Source organism: Undibacterium sp. TJN25, from assembly GCF_049339885.1.
GTDB lineage: Bacteria > Pseudomonadota > Gammaproteobacteria > Burkholderiales > Burkholderiaceae_D > Undibacterium.
In genome coordinates this window covers 183,078-200,523 of record NZ_JBMPPM010000011.1, presented here as the reverse complement: position 1 = coordinate 200,523, position 17,446 = coordinate 183,078, and the positions used below count along the sequence as shown (strand labels likewise).

The following is a 17,446-nucleotide window of genomic DNA, read 5'->3' as shown; positions in this document are numbered from 1 at the left end:
AATACGGGAAACCACTCCACCCATGCGGAAAGCAGTAAATGACAGAAACCCGGACAAAACCACGTTCCAGCGCCACAAAAACAGCCAAATCGACCAAACCCGCTGAAATCGATTTCAGCGCAACCGGCATGAGTGCGCACAACCGCGACGAGATCCGTATCCGCGGTGCGCGCACGCACAACCTGAAAAATATCAGCCTCGACCTGCCGCGCAACAAGCTGGTGGTCATTACGGGCTTGTCCGGCTCCGGCAAATCATCGCTGGCGTTTGATACGCTGTATGCAGAAGGCCAGCGCCGCTACGTCGAATCGCTGTCCGCGTATGCGCGCCAATTCCTGCAGCTGATGGAAAAACCGGATGTGGACCTGATAGAAGGCCTGTCGCCGGCAATCTCCATCGAGCAGAAGGCCACATCGCACAACCCGCGCTCCACGGTCGGCACCGTCACCGAAATCCATGATTACCTGCGCCTGCTGTACGCGCGCGTCGGCACGCCCTACTGCCCGGACCATCCGGAAAACCCGCTGGCGGCACAATCCGTGTCGCAGATGGTGGATGCCGTGCTGGCCATGCCCGAAGACACCAAGCTGATGATACTGGCGCCGGTCGTTGCCAACCGCAAGGGCGAGCACCTGGACATGTTTGAACAGATGCAGGCCCAGGGCTTCGTACGCTTCCGCGTGCAGAGCGGCACGCATGACGCCAAGATTTACGAAGTGGACGACCTGCCCAAGTTGAAGAAGACCGAGAAGCATACGATCGACGTCGTCATCGACAGGGTCAAGGTCAAGGAAGAGATCAAGCAGCGCCTGGCGGAGTCCTTCGAGACGTCGCTGCGCATCGCCAACGGCCGCGCGCTGGTCGTGGAAATGGACACCGCCAAGGAACACCTGTTTTCCAACAAGTTCGCCTGCCCTATCTGCGGCTATTCGCTGCAGGAGCTGGAACCGCGTCTGTTCTCGTTCAACAACCCGATGGGCGCCTGCCCGGAATGCGACGGCCTCGGCCATATCGAATTCTTCGATCCCAAGCGTATAGTCGCCTTCCCCAACCTGTCCCTCGCCAGCGGCGCGGTCAAAGGCTGGGACAGGCGCAACCAGTTCTACTTCCAGATGCTGTCCAACCTGGCGGCGTATTACGAGTTCGACATCGACACGCCTTTCGAGCAGCTGAGCGAAGCGGCCCAAAAGGTCATCCTGTACGGTTCCGGCAAGCAGACCATCCCGTTCACGTATATCAACGAGCGCGGCCGCACCGTGATCAAGGAACATACGTTTGAAGGCGTCATCAACAACCTGCAGCGCCGCTACCGAGAAACCGATTCGATGGCGGTCAAGGAAGAGCTGGCCAAGTTCATCAATGAAAAAGAATGCCCATCCTGCGAAGGCGCACGCCTGCGCATAGAAGCGCGCTACGTCAAGGTCGGCAACGGCAAGCAGGAGCGCGCCATCTATGAAGTCAGTGCGATGCCTTTGCGCGCCACGCTGCACTTCTTTGAAACCCTGAAACTGACCGGCGCCAAGAAAGAAATCGCCGACCGCATCATCAAGGAAATCAGCTCCCGCCTGACCTTCCTGAACAACGTCGGCCTGGACTACCTGTCGCTGGAACGCAGCGCCGATACCTTGTCCGGCGGCGAAGCGCAGCGCATCCGCCTGGCCTCGCAAATCGGCTCCGGCCTGACCGGCGTCATGTACGTGCTGGATGAACCGTCCATCGGCCTGCACCAGCGCGACAACGACAGGCTGATCGATACGCTGAAGCACCTGCGCGACATCGGCAACAGCGTGCTCGTGGTCGAGCATGATGAAGATGCGATCCGCTGCGCCGACTTCGTCGTGGACATGGGCCTGGGCGCCGGCGTGCATGGCGGCGAAGTCATCGCCCAGGGCACGCTGGAAGACATCATGAAGAGCAAGAAGTCTTTGACGGCGCAGTACCTGAGCGGCGCACTGAGCATAGAAGTACCGAAGAAGCGCACCAAGTTCAACCCGCAAAAGCAGTTCGTCATCGGCGGTGCGCGCGGCAACAACCTGAAAAACGTGACGATGAAGCTGCCGGTCGGCCTGTTGACCTGCGTCACCGGCGTCTCCGGCTCCGGCAAGTCCACGCTGGTCAACGACACGCTGTACCACGCGGCGGCGCGCCACCTGTACGGCTCGCAGACCGAACCGGCAGCGTTCGACACCATCAGCGGCCTGGAACATTTCGACAAGGTCATCTCCGTCGACCAGGCGCCGATAGGCCGCACGCCGCGCTCCAACCCGGCCACCTACACCGGCCTGTTCACGCCGATACGCGACCTGTTCTCCACCGTGCCTTCCGCCAAGGAACGCGGCTACAGCGCAGGCCGCTTCTCGTTCAACGTCAAGGGCGGCCGCTGTGAAGCCTGCCAGGGCGATGGCGTCATCAAGGTGGAAATGCACTTCCTGCCGGACGTGTATGTACCCTGCGACGTCTGCCACGGCAAACGCTACAATCGCGAAACGCTGGAAGTGCAGTACAAAGGCAAGAACATCAATGAAGTGCTCGGCATGACGGTAGAAGAAGCGCATGAATTCTTCAAGCCGGTGCCGGTCATCGCGCGCAAGCTGCAAACCCTGCTGGACGTCGGCCTCGGCTACATCCGCCTGGGTCAAAGCGCCACCACCCTGTCCGGCGGCGAAGCGCAGCGCGTGAAACTGTCGCTGGAACTGTCCAAGCGCGACACCGGCCGCACGCTGTACATCCTGGACGAGCCGACCACGGGCCTGCACTTCCACGATATCGACCTGCTGCTGAAAGTGATCCACCGCCTGCGCGACCAGGGTAATACCGTCGTGATCATCGAACACAACCTGGACGTGATCAAAACCGCGGACTGGCTGGTCGACCTCGGCCCCGAAGGCGGAGCAGGCGGCGGCCAGATCATCGCCGCCGGCACCCCGGAAGACGTCGCCGCCGACCCGGCAAGTGTGACAGGTAAGTATTTGTTACCGCTGTTGAAGAAGAAAAAGTAAATCGGTAAAACGTAGTGTGCGAAGGCAAGATAGGGATGCCGCAGAAAGGCAAGATGTAGCCTGGATGGAGCGCAGCGCAATCCGGGAGTATTCCACAGGCCGGTGGTCTGCATCCCGGATTACGCTACGCTCCATCCAGCCTACGGCTCGTGGTAGACCATCCTCTGTTGCCGCTGCTTTTGACCTACCCCGTTCGGAACGGTAGCATTTTGTTTGCTTATTATGGGCGGCTGACCGGGTGCGAAGCAAAATAAAGTAAGTGGCCGTCGGGCCACCCCCAGCCTGCTCCTACGAAGTAAGTCCATGTAAGATCAGTTAAGACAAAAATATAAAATTCCATGTCCATACGCCTCATCGCCGGCCTAGGCAACCCAGGCCCCGAATACGAACAAACCCGCCACAATGCCGGCTTCTGGCTGGTGGACCAGCTGGCGGGCAATAACCTGCAGCGCGACAAGACGCTGAACGCCCTGGTCTGCAAGACCAAGGTCGCCGGCGACGATGTCTGGCTGTGCCAGCCTCAGACTTATATGAACCGCTCCGGCCAGTCCGTAGGCGGCCTGGCGCGTTTCTACAAGATCGCCCCGGAAGAAATCCTGGTCGTGCATGACGAGCTGGATGTGCCGCCCGGTGTCGCCAAGCTCAAGAAAGGCGGCTCCTCCGGCGGCCACAACGGCCTCAAGGACATCACCGCCGCGCTCGGCACGCAAGACTACTGGCGCCTGCGCATAGGCATAGGCCACCCGCGCACGCTGAACCTGCGCCAGGAAGTGGCCGACTTCGTGCTGCACCGCCCGCGCAAGGAGGAACAGCCACTGATCGATGAATCCATCGCCCGCAGCCTGGACATCATTCCGCTGCTGGTGGCCGGCAAGTTCGACACGGCGATGATGCAATTGCACACCGTTAAATGAATTCCCACCGTTACCCCGGCACCGGCCCGGCGCTGACCATCCACGCCGGCAAGAAGGCGCTGGAGCACATGCGCCAACACGGCCTGCAAGCCAGGGACGTGGCGATTATCCCTGCCGCGGCCGGCGGCCCCAAGGGCCTGATATTACAGTCGCTGGACCAGTGGCTGTTCGGCACCTGGCTGGCGGCAGCGCCGCGCGAGCGCACGCTGATAGGCTCTTCCATCGGCGCGTGGCGCATGGCCGCCGCCAGCCAGGCAGACCCGGCAGCCGCCTTCCAGCGCCTGGGCGACCTGTACTGCGAACAGCGCTATCCGGAAAAGCCAACGGCAAAATTCGTTACCGACTCCTGCCTGCAACTGCTGGAAGAACTCATCGGCGGACATGAACATGAAATCGTCAACCACCCGCACTACCGGCTGCACCTGCTGGCAGTGCGCGGGCTGGGCCTGCTGAAATCGCCGCGCGGCAGCTTCAGCGCCAAGGCCGGCTTTGCCGCCGCCACCCTCGCCAACATGGCCTCGCGCGCCAGGCTGGCCGGGCACATGGAAAGGGTCGTCATCGGCGACATGCGCGATCCTCTGTTCTGGCTGAAAGCCAGGTTCGACAACTTTGAAACGCATTTCGCGGCGCTGACACGGGACAACCTGAAGCAGGCGCTGCTGGCCTCCGGCACGCTGCCGCTGATCATGGAACCGGTGCGCGACATCGTCCATGCACCCGTAGGCACCTATTGGGACGGCGGCATCATCGATTACCACCTGGCGCTGCCCTACTCGCGCATCGCCGGCGCCGCCGATGGCGGTCTGGTGCTGTACCCGCACTTCACCGACCACATCATCCCCGGATGGCTGGACAAGCCCATCCCGTGGAGGCGCGCCAGCCTTGGCCGCAACCGCGAATGGCTGGACAACGTCGTCATGCTGTCGCCATCGCGCGCCTTCCTGCACACGCTGTCATTAGGCAAGCTGCCGGACCGCAAGGATTTTTTCTACTACGGCGCCAACCACGACTTCCGCATCCAGAACTGGCGCATCGCGATCTATGAAAGCGAAAGGCTGCGGGATGAGTTTGCGGCGTTTGTGGAGAATCCGGATTTGAGCCGGGTCAAGCCGCTTTGAGCATTTGCCGGCGTTAATGAATTTTTGAAGAAAAGCGGTACCGCGACATTCTCTCTCCCTCATGCGGGAGAGGGTTAGGGTGAGGGGCGTAAATCGGAATGTAGAAAAATTCTACCCCCAATCATCAAACAACCGCGAAAAATAAAGTTCTCACATTGCATGATTTGACGGCCTGCAATAACAAGGCTTCTACCTCAGCACAACTCCCCTCACCCCGGCCCTCTCCCGCACGCGGGAGAGGGGGTTTTCTATCTACTTACGGATGTAAAATCTTCCCCAGGAAATCCTGCATCGCCGTATAAAACGCGAAGCGGTTTTCTTCGTTGTGGAAGCCGTGGCCTTCATTATCCTTCACCATATATTCCACCTGCACGCCACGCTTGCGCAGGCTGTCCACGATCTGGTCGGACTCTGCCTTGTTCACGCGCGGGTCGTTAGCGCCCTGGGCGACGAATAGCGGCGTCTTGATCTTGTCGGTGTGCAGCGCAGGCGATACGGCTGCCAGCAGTTCCTTGTCTTTCTCGGGATCGCCGACCATTTCATGGAACTGGTCCATTAGCGGCTTCCAGTAAGGAGGGATCGTGTTCATGAAGGTGAACATATTGGACACACCCACATAATCCACCGCCGCCGCATACAGGTCCGGCGTAAACGTCACGCCCGCCAATGTTGCATAACCGCCGTAGGAGCCGCCGTAGATCGCTATCCTTTTCGGATCGGCAACGCCGTCCTTGATCAGCCAGTTGACACCATCGGTAATGTCATCCTGCATGGTCTTGCCCCACTGGCGGAACGACACTTCCCAGAACTTGCGGCCATAGCCGGTGGAGCCTCGAAAATTCATCTGCAGCACCGCATAGCCGCGATTGGCCAGCATCTGCACTTCCGGGTTGTAGCCCCACACATCGCGCGCCCACGGGCCACCATGCGGGTTGACGACAACCGGCAGGTTCTTCGGGTCCTTGCCGAGTGGCAGCGTCAGGTAACCGTTGATCAGCAGGCCGTCGCGCGCGCGGTACTGGATGGGCTTCATCTGCGCCATGTCCTTTTCCGCGATCTTGGGATTGATGTCGGCCAGCTTTGTCAGCTTGCCGCTTTTCGCCTCGAACAGATAGCGGCTGCCTTCCGTCCTGTCGTTATAGGTTGCCACTATCCACGCCGACTCATCGCGCGAATGTGATTGCAATGAGATCTCGTAGCCGGGCAGCTTGGCCTGCAGCGTTTTATACAGGGCTTCCGTCTGCGCATCGACGACCTTGCGCTCCGGTTTCCAGTCGGTGTAGCCGATCTCGGTCAGCACCTTGCGCTGGCGCGAATAGCTGAGGTCCTGCACGTCCACGTCCGGGTGTTCAAAAATCAGCTTTTCTTCCTTGGCCGTGGCCGGGTCCACGATCACGATGGCTTTTTTGTCGCGGCCGACATTGGACGACATGTACAGCTTCTTGTTGTCGAAGGTGAAGAACAAGGGATCAGCGGATTCCTTGAAGCTAGTGGTCAGTACGGTTTTGAACGCCTCTTTTTCCGTGGCGCGGTACAGCAGGCTGGTGTTGACACCGTCGGTCGTCGTCGCAGCGCGCACGGCGCCGGTGTGGTCGGTGATCCAGTCCTGGATATTGCCGGGGTTTTCCGCCACCAGTTTTGCATCGCCGGTATTGACGTTGATACGGTAGACGTCGAACACCTCAGCATTGCGCTTGTTGTGGCTGATGAGGATCTCGTTATCCACTTCTTCCAGGTCGTTGACCATCTGCGCGCGCACCTTGGGATACGGCGTCAGGTCCTTGACATCCTTGCCGTCGCGGCTGACCGATACGATGTGGAAGTTTTCATCGCCGCCAAAATCCTTGGCAAACAGCAGATGGTCGTTGCCCTTCCAGAAATAGGCACTGATGTCGCGCGCCGTTTCGCTGGTGATGCGCACCGCCGGCTCGGACGATCCCACCTGCTTGATATAGATGTTCCTGCGCCCTTCCCAGGGCTGCATGAAACTCAGGTATTTGCCGCTGGGCGACAGCTTGAACGAGCTTTGCGCGGGCGTCTGGAAAAAGTCGCGCACGGTGTAGCTTTTCACCGGCTCAGCGGCCGAGGCGGCCTGTGCCACCGCACCGACAGCGCCCACGGCGCAGCAGGCGGCAAGCAGGTATCTTGGAAAAACAGTCATAGAACTTCTCCATTGGAAGGATGTCGTTGATGTGGCCTTTCGGTAACTGGCGCGCGGGCATGCGGCATGGCAACGCATGAGCATGCCGCTTGCCACACCTGCACCGGTACTTGGCTACTATACAACTGCCATAGGGGAATGGGGAGGGAATGCGACGGACGGCGGTTTTGTCGCGCCGAAATTACCAATTCGCAGGCTGGATTGGGATGTGGCGGAAAACAGCCTGTCCCTCGGTTATTCCTCGCCCTGGCCATCGTCGCCGGCCACCTCACCCGCCAGCGGCAGGCTGCGTCCGCGCTGGGCCAAGGCCTGGCGCAACAGATACTCCACCTGCGCATTGCTGCTGCGCAGTTCCTGCGCAGCCAGGCGCTCTATCTCGGCCCAGATGGCCGGGTCGATGCGGAGCAGGAAGGATTTTTTGCCAGGGCTTGCCATAGTTTCAGCGGCCTGCAGGCAGGGTTATGCGCGGCGTCAGGAAACTTAACAGGCGCTTGGGATCGCTACATCCAAGGCGGAAGCTCTTGCCATTGACACGGTGAATGCGCACGGCTGCAGTGCCATAGGCGTTATACAGCATGCCTTGCTTCGTGTATTTGATCCCCCATCCCTCCAGCCAGCGCGAACGGGTTTCCTCGGCAGCGCTGATGTCCGCCAGCGCCACGCTCCACGCAGGCCAGCCTACGAAACCGAAACGCCAGCGCAGGTGGGTAGCGTCGATGCTGATCGTCAACTTGCCGAGCAAGGCCAGCGCAACGACGTTCATCAGCGCGATGATGGCAATGGCCGCATCGCGCTGTGCAGGGTCCCGCAGGTTGAAGCGATGCAGGAACACGGAAATGCTGACCACGGGCAGGACGACCCAGATGACGCTGGAAAACTGGCTTTCTACATAGACCGGATGGTTCATTGTTGCACCGTAATTAAATGATTAACAGGCGTTTTCTCGGAGTGCGGGTCTCACGCAATGGGGCTGCACGTTGGGCAGATACACCGTCAGCCCAACACCCCGGAAGAACCCCCACAAAACAAACCCGCCAGCATCAGTTATACAAGGTCCCCGTATTCACAATCGGCTGCGTCTCTTTATCCGAGCACAGCACCACGAGCAGATTGCTGACCATGGCCGCCTTGCGCTCGTCGTCCAGCACCACGATCTGGCGTTCGGACAATCCCTTCAAAGCCGCCTCCACCATCGTCACCGCGCCGTGCACGATCTTGGCGCGGGCGCTGATGATAGCTTCTGCCTGCTGGCGGCGCAACATCACCTGGGCGATTTCCGGCGCATAGGCCAGGTGCGTCAGCTTGGCGTCTTCCACATCCACGCCGGCTGCCGCAAAGCGGACATGCAATTCGGTCTGCAGGGCGTGCGCCACTTCTTCCAGGCCGGCACGCAAAGTGGTTTCCTTTTCATCCAGGTCGTCGCCGTCATCGTAGGCATATTGCGAAGCCAGGAAACGCAGTGCCGCCTCGGCCTGCACGGTGACGTAGCGTTCACAGTCGTCCACATTGTAGATCGCCAGCGCGGTTTCCTTGACGCGCCATACGATGGCCGCGCCTATCTCCACCGGGTTGCCTCGCTTGTCATTGACCTTCAGCGGCGGCGAATTCATGGTGCGGGCGCGCAGGCTGATCTTACGCTTGCTGAACAGCGGATTGGCCCAGCGCAGGCCCTCCTGCCTGTCGGTACCCACATAACGGCTGAACAGCGACATCAGCGCCGCTTCGTTCGGCTGCAGCATATACAGGCCGGACAGGATGAACACGCCCAGCACGCTGACCAGCAGCTTCAGCCCGCCGTACAGCAGTGCGCCTTCGCCCAGCGAAGTTCCCGTCCATGCCCAGTAGGCGCCAACCGGTACCAGCGTCAGGCCGATGATCGTCATCAGGTAGCCGTCCATTGAAGAACGGGCACGTTCCTGAAGCGGCTGTTTGCCGGCCTTGCTGCGAGGTGCATCCATATTTCCTCCGTAATGAGTGAAACGGGCCAGCGGACCACGAGAACAAGTAGCCGACACCAGCCAAACCAGTGAAATCAAAGTGATATCACTGTAGTATCTCATGTCCACTTCGTCAAGGTTTATTCGGCAATCATTTTTATCCCCACCCCCGCGCAAGGGCGGAAGCCCGGCGATACGATGGTAAGATGCAGTTCGAGTCAATTACTTACACAAATACAAGTTTTCGCATGCCTTTTGCACCAAAACCCCTCTTTCCAGCCTGTTTTCACCTGTGTTTCCTCGCGCACCACACTGACAGCCTCGCAGCCGGGCATTCCCAACGCGCATATGGCATATTCGCCGCCCAGCAAGCAGGCCGCGCATGAAAACCCAGATCCGCACCGAAGTCCGCGCGCTGTGGCAGCTTGCCTGGCCGATGCTGGTAGGCCAGCTGGCGACCGTGGGCATGGCCGTGTCCGACGTAGCGATGACAGGCCACGTCAGCGCAGACGACCTGGCGGCGGTGTCGCTGGGCGCGTCCATCTGGTCCATCATCATCGTCACGGTGATGGGTGTGATGATGGCGATCAATGCCGTGGTTGCGCATGAAGTCGGTGCCGGCGAATTTGCCCGCATCCCGCACGTGGTGCGGCAATCGCTGTGGAAGGCACTGGGCGTCGGCCTGCTGGCCTGCCTGGCGGCCAACCTGGCCACGCTGATCTTCGACCACTTGCAGCTGGAGCCGGCCGTGGCGCACAAGGCGGCCACCTTCGTGCACGTCATCAGCATGGGCCTGCCGGCCTTTGCCGCCTACCGTGCGCTATACGGCTACAGCACCAGCCTGAACCAGACCAAACCCATCATGATCATCGCCATTGCGGCGCTGGTGTACAACATCATCGTCAACTACCTGCTGATCTACGGCCACCTCGGCCTGCCCAAGCTGGGCGCCATCGGCTGCGCGGTCGCCACCGGCACCGGCCTGTGGCTGATGCTGGGTGCGATGCTGGTCTGGATGAAACGTTCGCCCGCCTACCGCGACACCTATCCTTTCCACCACTGGGAAGGCCCGCACTGGGGCGAGATCCGCAGCATGCTCAAGCTGGGCATGCCAATAGGCGTCACCTATTTTGCCGAGGTCAGCGCCTTCAGCCTGGTGGGCCTGCTGGTGGCCCGCTTTGGCGTGGTCAATGTGTCGTCGCACCAGATCGCGCTGAACTTCACGTCGCTGGTGTTCATGGTGCCCATGAGCTTCGGCATCGGCCTCATCACCCGCGTCGGCCAGGCGCTGGGCGAAGGCGATGCGGTGCGCGCCCGTTTCGTGTCCTGGGTGGGCGTAGGCATGTCGGTCAGCTTCGGCCTGGCGTCGGCCATCTTTATCCTGCTGTTCCGCGATCAGATCGCCATTGCCTACACCTCCGACCCGGCCATCCAGGCGATGACCTCCAGCCTGCTGCTGTTTGCCGCCGTATTCCAGCTATCCGACTGCACGCAGGTGGCCACCGCCTGCGCCATCCGCGGCTACAAGGTCACGCGCATGCCGATGCTGATCCACATGACGGCATTCTGGGGCGTATCGCTGCCGCTGGGCTGCATCCTGGGCCTGGCGCCAGCCTGGTTCCCATGGAGCCCGGCGCAGCCCATGGCCGCCAACGGCTTCTGGATAGGCCTGATCCTCGGGCTGACGGTGGCCGCGGTGCTGCTGGTATGGCTGCTGCACCGGGTTTCGCACCAGCGCGCCATGCAGGCAATGCCCTCTCAGGGCTAGAATCGGCCCCGGCCTACCCTTCTTCCGGTAAAATGCCGGGTTAACTCCCAAACTTCAAGAATAAGCGGTACTACTATGAGTCTCAAATGCGGCATCGTCGGCCTGCCTAACGTCGGCAAATCCACCCTGTTCAACGCCCTGACCAAGGCGGGCATCCCTGCAGAAAATTATCCTTTTTGCACGATAGAACCCAACGTCGGCATGGTGGAAGTGCCGGATCCGCGCCTGGCCAAGCTGGCGGACATCGTCAAGCCGGAGCGCATCCTACCCGCAACGGTGGAATTCGTGGACATCGCCGGCCTGGTCGCAGGCGCCTCCAAGGGAGAAGGCCTGGGCAACCAGTTCCTGGCCCACATCCGCGAAACAGACGCCATCGTCAACGTAGTACGCTGTTTTGAAGACGACAATGTCATCCACGTGGCCGGCAAGGTCAGCCCGCTGGACGATATCGAAGTGATCCAGACCGAGCTGGCGCTGGCCGACATGGGCACCGTGGAAAAAGCCATCCACCGTGAAAACAAAAAAGCCCGCTCCGGCGACAAGGATGCCGCCAAGCTGGTCGCCATCCTGGAACGCCTGATGCCGCACCTGAACGACGCCAAGCCGGTGCGCGCGCTGGGCCTGGACGCCGAAGAAATGCTGCTGATCAAGCCGCTGTGCCTGATCACCGCCAAACCGGCGATGTACGTTGCCAACGTGGCCGATGACGGCTTCAGCAATAACCCGCTGCTGGACCAGTTGACCGCCTACGCCGCCAGCCAGAACGCGCCCATCGTCGCCATCTGCGCAGCGATAGAATCCGAAATCGCCGATCTGGAAGATGAAGACAAGCACGCCTTCCTGGCCGACATGGGCATGGAAGAGCCGGGCCTGGACCGCCTGATCCGCGCCGCCTTCAAGCTGCTGGGCCTGCAAACCTACTTCACTGCCGGCGTCAAGGAAGTGCGCGCCTGGACCATTCATGTGGGCGACACCGGCCCGCAGGCCGCAGGCGTCATCCACACCGACTTTGAACGCGGCTTCATCCGCGCCCAGACCATCGCCTATGACGACTACATCACCTACAAGGGTGAAACCGGCGCCAAGGAGGCAGGCAAGATGCGCGCCGAGGGCAAGGAATACGTGGTCAAGGATGGCGATGTGCTGAACTTCCTGTTCAACGTATAAAGAATTTACGTTCGTTATTGCAAAAAGCCGCATCCGCGGCTTTTTTTATGCCCGGGCACGGGTCAAGTTTGTTTTGTAATGCAATTGAATTACAATATCACTATATTATTGGTAAGGAGATCTGCAATGACAGCCAATGCACTCGTACAGGCACGTATTGATTCCGACGTCAAAGACCGCGCTACCGCGGTGCTGGAGAACATGGGTCTGACTGTCTCCGATGCAGTTCGCATTCTCTTAACGCGGGTCGCAAACGAAGGGGCGTTGCCATTCGGTTTCGCTACCGACCCTTCAATACACGATGCCTGGTTTCGAGGAAAGGTTCAAGAGGCGCTGGATGATCCCAGGCCGGCCGTCCCGCATGAAGAGGCCGAAACGCATTTTGCGCGCCGCCGGGCGGCCGCCCTACGCAAAGGTGAAAAAAAATCGTGAAGCTTGAGTGGGGAAGGTTTGCGCTGGAAGATAGGGACAAGATCTTTGATTACATAGAGCAGGATAGCCCTCAAGCCGCCATCGCTGTCGATGAGCGAATCAGTGACCAGATTAAACTCTTGGCCAACTTCCCTGAACTTGGCAGGACCGGTCGGATAGAAGACACTCGAGAACTTGTCATCACCCATACGCCATACATTATCGCTTACACCTTTAGTGACGATACCATTCGTGTCCTCCGCGTGCTGCATAGCGCGCAACTCTGGCCGGACGACATCCGGGATATTTAATATCTACCTGCATTCTTACCTCCCCCGCCATGGCAGGATTACAACAAGCCCGCGCGGAATATTTAAATATGAATAAATCAATATGCCGCAGCGCAATTTTATGTTCAGGCCGCCCCAAAAATGGTTAGAATGCATGTGCAAAAAAACATGTGTGAGTAGCTGATAACAGCTATCCGGCGGGGTCTCCCGCCAGTAATGCGCGTTAATTCGCGATGAAAACAACCTATGCCCACCATTGCCGAACTGACGCTCTACCCGATCAAATCCTGCGCAGGCATCGCCCTGCGCGAGGCGGTTGTCACGCCTGCGGGTTTGTCGCACCAGTTCATCTATGACCGGGAATGGATGGTAGTGGACAATACCGGCCGCTTCCTTACGCAGCGCGAATACCCGAAGATGGCGCTGATCCAGCCCGCCATCCGCAGCGACATGCTGGTGCTGCGCGCCCCCGGCATGCTGCAGCTGGAAATACCGCTGGACCTGCCCGCGCCCGAACAAAGCCGTACGCTGCAAGTGCAGGTGTGGGACGACACCGTCACCGCCTACGACTGCGATGCCGTCACCGCTACGTGGTTCAGCAATGCCGTCGGCACGCCATGCCGGCTGGTGCGCTTCCACGCGGACGCCAAGCGCCTGGCCAGCAAAAAATGGACAGGCGATGTCGACGTGCCCACGCTGTTTGCAGACGGCTACCCGATGCTGCTGATCTCTACCGCCTCGCTGGATGATCTCAACGGCAGGCTGCAGGCCCAGGGCCGCAGCGCCCTACCGATGAACCGCTTCCGCCCTAACATCGTCGTCAGCGGCATAGAGGCGTATGAAGAAGATTACGCCGAAACTTTCGACATCACCGGCAAGGACGGCAGCATCGTGCTGAAACCGGTCAAGCCCTGCCCGCGCTGCCCCATGCCTTCCGTGGACCAGGCCAGCGGCGAGTTCGGGCCGGACCCGATGGACATTTTGCAGACCTACCGCGCCAATTCGCTGGTGGATGGCGGCATCACCTTCGGCATGAACATGATAGTAACGGCCGGCGAAGAGCAGTTGCTGCGCGTCGGCGACCAGGTTGACGTACAGCTGGCATTTTAAATTGGGCATTCCTTTTATTTATCGGTGCATTTCCACTCGCGGACACTAAGCATGCATAAGGTGGTTACCAGACAAGCGCAAAGTTTAACTCCGGCCGAGCTGCGCACGGAGAACCAGCTGCTGCGTGAACAACTGGAAGAACTGCTGAACCAGGCCCACCGCAACCAGCGCATCATGCTGCGCCACCAGACTTTCGACCTGCAGCTGATCGGCGCCAGCAGCTTTCGCGAGCTGATAGAAAACATCTTCAGCACGCTGGCAAAAACATCCGACCTCGACATCGTCACGCTGACGCTGATCGACCCCAAGAGCAGCCTGCGCCGCATCCTGCTGGACCTGAACATCGACCTTACCGAATTCCCGCACCTGCTGTTTGTGCAGACCGAGTTCGAGCTTGGCCAGCTGCGCCAACACCTGCGCAAACCGGTGCTGGGCAGATATGAAGACGATCTGCACGGCCGCATGTTTGCCGAATGCCGCACCAAGCCCAGCAGCGTTGCCGCCGTGCCGCTGATACGCCAGAACAAGCTGATAGGCTGCCTGAGCCTGGGCAGCTACCATACCAACCGCTTTGCTCCCAGCATGGCCACCGACTTCATCGAACACATGGCCTCCATCATCGCCATCTGCCTCGAAAACGTCATCAACAACGAACGCCTGACCTACATCGGCCTGACCGACCCGCTGACCGGCGTCAGCAACCGCCGCCACATCGAACAGCGCAAGCTGGAAGAAATAGGCCGCGCGCGCCGCCAGCAATACGGCATCGTCGCCATGTACCTGGACATCGACTTCTTCAAACAGATCAACGACAAGCACGGCCACCAGGGCGGCGACGACGTGCTGAGGGAAGTGGCAAGCCGCATCAAGGCTGAGCTGCGCCTCAGCGACACGCTGGGCCGCTTCGGCGGCGAAGAATTCGTCGTGCTGCTGATCAACACCAGCCAGCAGCACGCCGTGCAGGTCGCAGAACGCATACGCGCCAGCATCGCCAACAAACCCTTCCTGCTCAGCATGGGCGGCTTCTGCAAATGCACGATCTCCATCGGCATCGCCACGCTGCCTGCGGTCAAGAACGTGGGCGACATAGAAGGCGTCGCGCGCGAGATGGTGGCGCGGGCGGATAGTGCGCTGTATGAGGCTAAGAGCAAGGGACGGAATCAGGTTCGGTGTGCGAGTTAGTTTGTTGGATTAAATTCCTACAATTCACATCTGCGGTAGGTTGGGGCTAACGACTTATCAGCCCAACCTTCTTCGAGCATCTGCGCTCACGATCCTAAGATCGGGATTGATGCATCCGTATTCTTTGTTGCAGGATTTGCGTTTGTGTCTAGACATTTAATAGACCCTGAGCGTCAGTGACGAATAAGTAAGATATTACGCCGGCGAGGAGTTCGCCCATTGCCGTAATGCCTCCCTTAAAGCAAGCAGTATTGTTTTCACTTGTGCAAATATCTCAATCAATTAAAAGCAACACTTTTTCAGATCGTTTTCTTTCGTATCGATTGAAGTCATTAATCACAAACATATGAATGGCGCATTCATATGTTCTAGATCTCTACAAATTTCACTAAAAATATTATAACAACTCAAAAGAGCCTATATGAAGCTAGGAAAGATAGAAGCAAAAGCAGCTGTAGTGAAAAAGTTATCGCACGAAGTAGGCCAGGGAAGGCTATATAAAACATTATGCAAAGTGCTGGAATCCCTTTGTAATGAGGCACCTTCCGCCTTGGCAATTTATCATCCAAGCAAACTCAATCATGACGCATTAATCCAAGCTCAGTCCAGGGCTCTTCTTCATCTATATCTAAAGGCCCGGTTCGGATTAGTATCCTTTTCTGACCGAGAAAAGTTCGTTACAGATGGTCCTTCTGATGGGGGAATTGACGCTTTCTTCATAGATGAGAACACCAAGCGGATTCACATATTACAAGCAAAGTTTCGGGCTAACGCCAAGAATTTCTCTGAAACATCAATTACTAACAGCGAACTGTTAAAAATGGATGTCGCTCGAATTCTCAAGGGCCAAAAGAAAGATGAGCAGGGCAATAGCTATAACGACAAGATAATAAAAAATCTTCAGAAAGCTATTCAAAACCTTACGCACATAGCACGATATGACATTAAGGTCGTCATCCTTGGGAACACTAACAAAATCACAAAAAGCAATCTAGTTAAGCTAGTAGACGGATATGATGTCGATGAGTTTCCTCATAATCGCATTTACTCTGATCTATTGTTCCCTGTCGTGAACGGTACCTATTTTTCCGAACCCGATCTCTCCATTGAGATCAACTTAGCTAACGCAGGGCAAACTCATCTGGACTACGACGTTAAAGCAAGAGAGCAAAAAGCAAACATTAAATTGCTCTTCGTTCCGACAAAAGAGATAGGTCGGATAATGCATAAGTACAAAAATTCCGTTCTTCAATATAACCCTCGAAGTTTCTTAGAGTTGAGCGGAAATGCAGTTAATAAAGACATAGAAGCATCTGTAAAGCTTAACAGTAGCAACGAATTTGCCCTATTCAATAACGGCGTTACTATAATTTCGGATCAAACCGCAGTTAACTCAAATACGGCCAAGGCGGACAAGGCCCAAATAATTTTGAGAAGTCCCCAACTCGTAAATGGAGGGCAAACAGCTTTTACTCTAGGGCGTATATATGAAGACTGTGAAAAGAAAAATGACTTCTCAGTTTTTAAAGGTAAAGAAGTTTTACTTCGCGTTATAACCTTCGTCGCGAAGCAAACGCTAACAAATACTGCTAGTAGATTGAAGCTTCTTGGTGATATATCGAAAGCTAGTAATTCACAAACAAAAGTTGACGAATCAGATCGACGGTCTAATGATCTCATCCAAATGAGATTGCAAAAGCATTTTTTCGATGAGCATGGTCTTTATTATGAGCGCAAAAAAGGCGAATTCAGCGACGGGCTACACTCCAAGTACATAAACGAAGATTCTTTGGTTAATCGAGACAAATTAATTCGCGTATGCTTAGCTGGAGACTACAAAATTAGCCAAGCACGTTCAAGTATCACCAAATTCTACCAACCCGATGAGTTAGAAGCACTGTTAAAAGTTAAAGATATAGCGAAATACGCGTACGGCTATGAAGCGCTTCAATTAATTGAAATTCTTCGTAAACTTAAACCTGTAACCCCCGGCGACCGGTACAACACAAAAATGTATGGCCAAGGATTGCGGTACGGACAATATGCAATGCTCGCCGTTTGTATTAACAATGGTCTTCCTAAAGCAATCTCTGCGGATAAGGCTTTACAAACATTGAGTGCTCAGTGGATAAGTTTCGAAACCTCCGTCTCGAAAAAACGCTCTAACATTGGATATAAAATTGGAAACGGCTTTGATTATGCGAACTACTATAAAGGTTCTACAGTCGGTGCAGATCTGAAGGCTTACTCGTTCAAAATATAAATACCCAATCAAGGCAGATAGTAGGTTGGACTAAAGCTTTATTAGCCCAACATTTTCCAACCATCTGCAATTTCAATTCTCCGAAATTTCCTTTACTTACGCGTGCGGAATATATGTCAAAAGCAG

Annotated in this window: 14 protein-coding genes; 10 read left to right on the top strand and 4 right to left on the bottom strand. The window is 57.2% G+C overall.

All coding sequences use genetic code 11. The features are described 5' to 3' along the window. The first annotated feature begins 128 nt into the window (after positions 1-128). The 3 genes from uvrA (at position 129) to ACO0LO_RS24085 (ending at position 5,031) form a co-directional block, all read left to right on the top strand. Positions 129-2,999 carry an excinuclease ABC subunit UvrA gene (uvrA, locus tag ACO0LO_RS24095; RefSeq protein ID WP_422968232.1) on the top strand — a complete coding sequence of 957 codons (2,871 nt, stop codon included), beginning with the start codon at positions 129-131 and terminating at the stop codon, positions 2,997-2,999. A 338-nt stretch (positions 3,000-3,337) separates the two neighbouring features. Further along, the gene (gene pth / locus ACO0LO_RS24090) at positions 3,338-3,913 is read left to right on the top strand and encodes an aminoacyl-tRNA hydrolase (RefSeq protein WP_422968170.1); all 576 of its coding nucleotides are present in this window, start codon (positions 3,338-3,340) and stop codon (positions 3,911-3,913) included. Further along, a complete protein-coding gene (locus tag ACO0LO_RS24085; RefSeq protein ID WP_422968168.1) occupies positions 3,910-5,031 on the top strand; it encodes a patatin-like phospholipase family protein in 1,122 nt (373 codons plus the stop codon). The genes pth and ACO0LO_RS24085 overlap by 4 nt, the downstream gene beginning before the upstream one ends. A gap of 256 nt (positions 5,032-5,287) precedes the next feature. Here ACO0LO_RS24085 and ACO0LO_RS24080 read toward each other — a convergent pair whose 3' ends face one another. The 4 genes from ACO0LO_RS24080 to ACO0LO_RS24065 form a co-directional block, all read right to left on the bottom strand. Continuing rightward, entirely contained in the window at positions 5,288-7,192 is a 1,905-nt protein-coding gene (locus ACO0LO_RS24080; RefSeq protein ID WP_422968167.1) for a S9 family peptidase, read from the bottom strand. A gap of 234 nt (positions 7,193-7,426) precedes the next feature. Then, on the bottom strand, positions 7,427-7,627 hold the full coding sequence (locus tag ACO0LO_RS24075; protein WP_422968165.1) for a hypothetical protein: 201 nt from the start codon (positions 7,625-7,627) through the stop codon (positions 7,427-7,429). Between the two features lie 4 nt (positions 7,628-7,631). Further along, a complete protein-coding gene (locus ACO0LO_RS24070) occupies positions 7,632-8,099 on the bottom strand; it encodes a hypothetical protein (protein ID WP_422968163.1) in 468 nt (155 codons plus the stop codon). 133 nt (positions 8,100-8,232) lie between these two features. Continuing rightward, positions 8,233-9,150, bottom strand: coding sequence for an SPFH domain-containing protein (locus ACO0LO_RS24065; RefSeq protein WP_422968161.1), 918 nt, complete (start codon positions 9,148-9,150; stop codon positions 8,233-8,235). A gap of 361 nt (positions 9,151-9,511) precedes the next feature. Between ACO0LO_RS24065 and ACO0LO_RS24060 the strand changes: the two genes are divergently transcribed. The 7 genes from ACO0LO_RS24060 to ACO0LO_RS24030 all read left to right on the top strand — a co-directional run bounded on the left by ACO0LO_RS24060 (position 9,512) and on the right by ACO0LO_RS24030 (position 17,320). After that, positions 9,512-10,897 carry an MATE family efflux transporter gene (locus ACO0LO_RS24060; RefSeq protein WP_422968159.1) on the top strand — a complete coding sequence of 462 codons (1,386 nt, stop codon included), beginning with the start codon at positions 9,512-9,514 and terminating at the stop codon, positions 10,895-10,897. Positions 10,898-10,972: 75 nt separating this feature from the next. Next, on the top strand, positions 10,973-12,064 hold the full coding sequence (gene ychF, locus ACO0LO_RS24055) for a redox-regulated ATPase YchF (RefSeq protein WP_422968157.1): 1,092 nt from the start codon (positions 10,973-10,975) through the stop codon (positions 12,062-12,064). 126 nt (positions 12,065-12,190) lie between these two features. Then, positions 12,191-12,496 carry a type II toxin-antitoxin system RelB/DinJ family antitoxin gene (locus tag ACO0LO_RS24050; protein WP_422968155.1) on the top strand — a complete coding sequence of 102 codons (306 nt, stop codon included), beginning with the start codon at positions 12,191-12,193 and terminating at the stop codon, positions 12,494-12,496. Further along, a complete protein-coding gene (locus tag ACO0LO_RS24045; RefSeq protein ID WP_422968153.1) occupies positions 12,493-12,786 on the top strand; it encodes a type II toxin-antitoxin system RelE/ParE family toxin in 294 nt (97 codons plus the stop codon). The genes ACO0LO_RS24050 and ACO0LO_RS24045 overlap by 4 nt, the downstream gene beginning before the upstream one ends. Positions 12,787-13,011: 225 nt before the next feature. Continuing rightward, the gene (locus ACO0LO_RS24040) at positions 13,012-13,875 is read left to right on the top strand and encodes an MOSC domain-containing protein (RefSeq protein ID WP_422968151.1); all 864 of its coding nucleotides are present in this window, start codon (positions 13,012-13,014) and stop codon (positions 13,873-13,875) included. Positions 13,876-13,926: 51 nt separating this feature from the next. Continuing rightward, positions 13,927-15,057, top strand: a complete 1,131-nt coding sequence (locus tag ACO0LO_RS24035) for a DUF484 family protein (RefSeq protein WP_422968149.1) — start codon at positions 13,927-13,929, stop codon at positions 15,055-15,057. A gap of 421 nt (positions 15,058-15,478) precedes the next feature. Then, on the top strand, positions 15,479-17,320 hold the full coding sequence (locus tag ACO0LO_RS24030; RefSeq protein ID WP_422968147.1) for an AIPR family protein: 1,842 nt from the start codon (positions 15,479-15,481) through the stop codon (positions 17,318-17,320). The last annotated feature ends 126 nt before the right edge of the window (positions 17,321-17,446 follow it).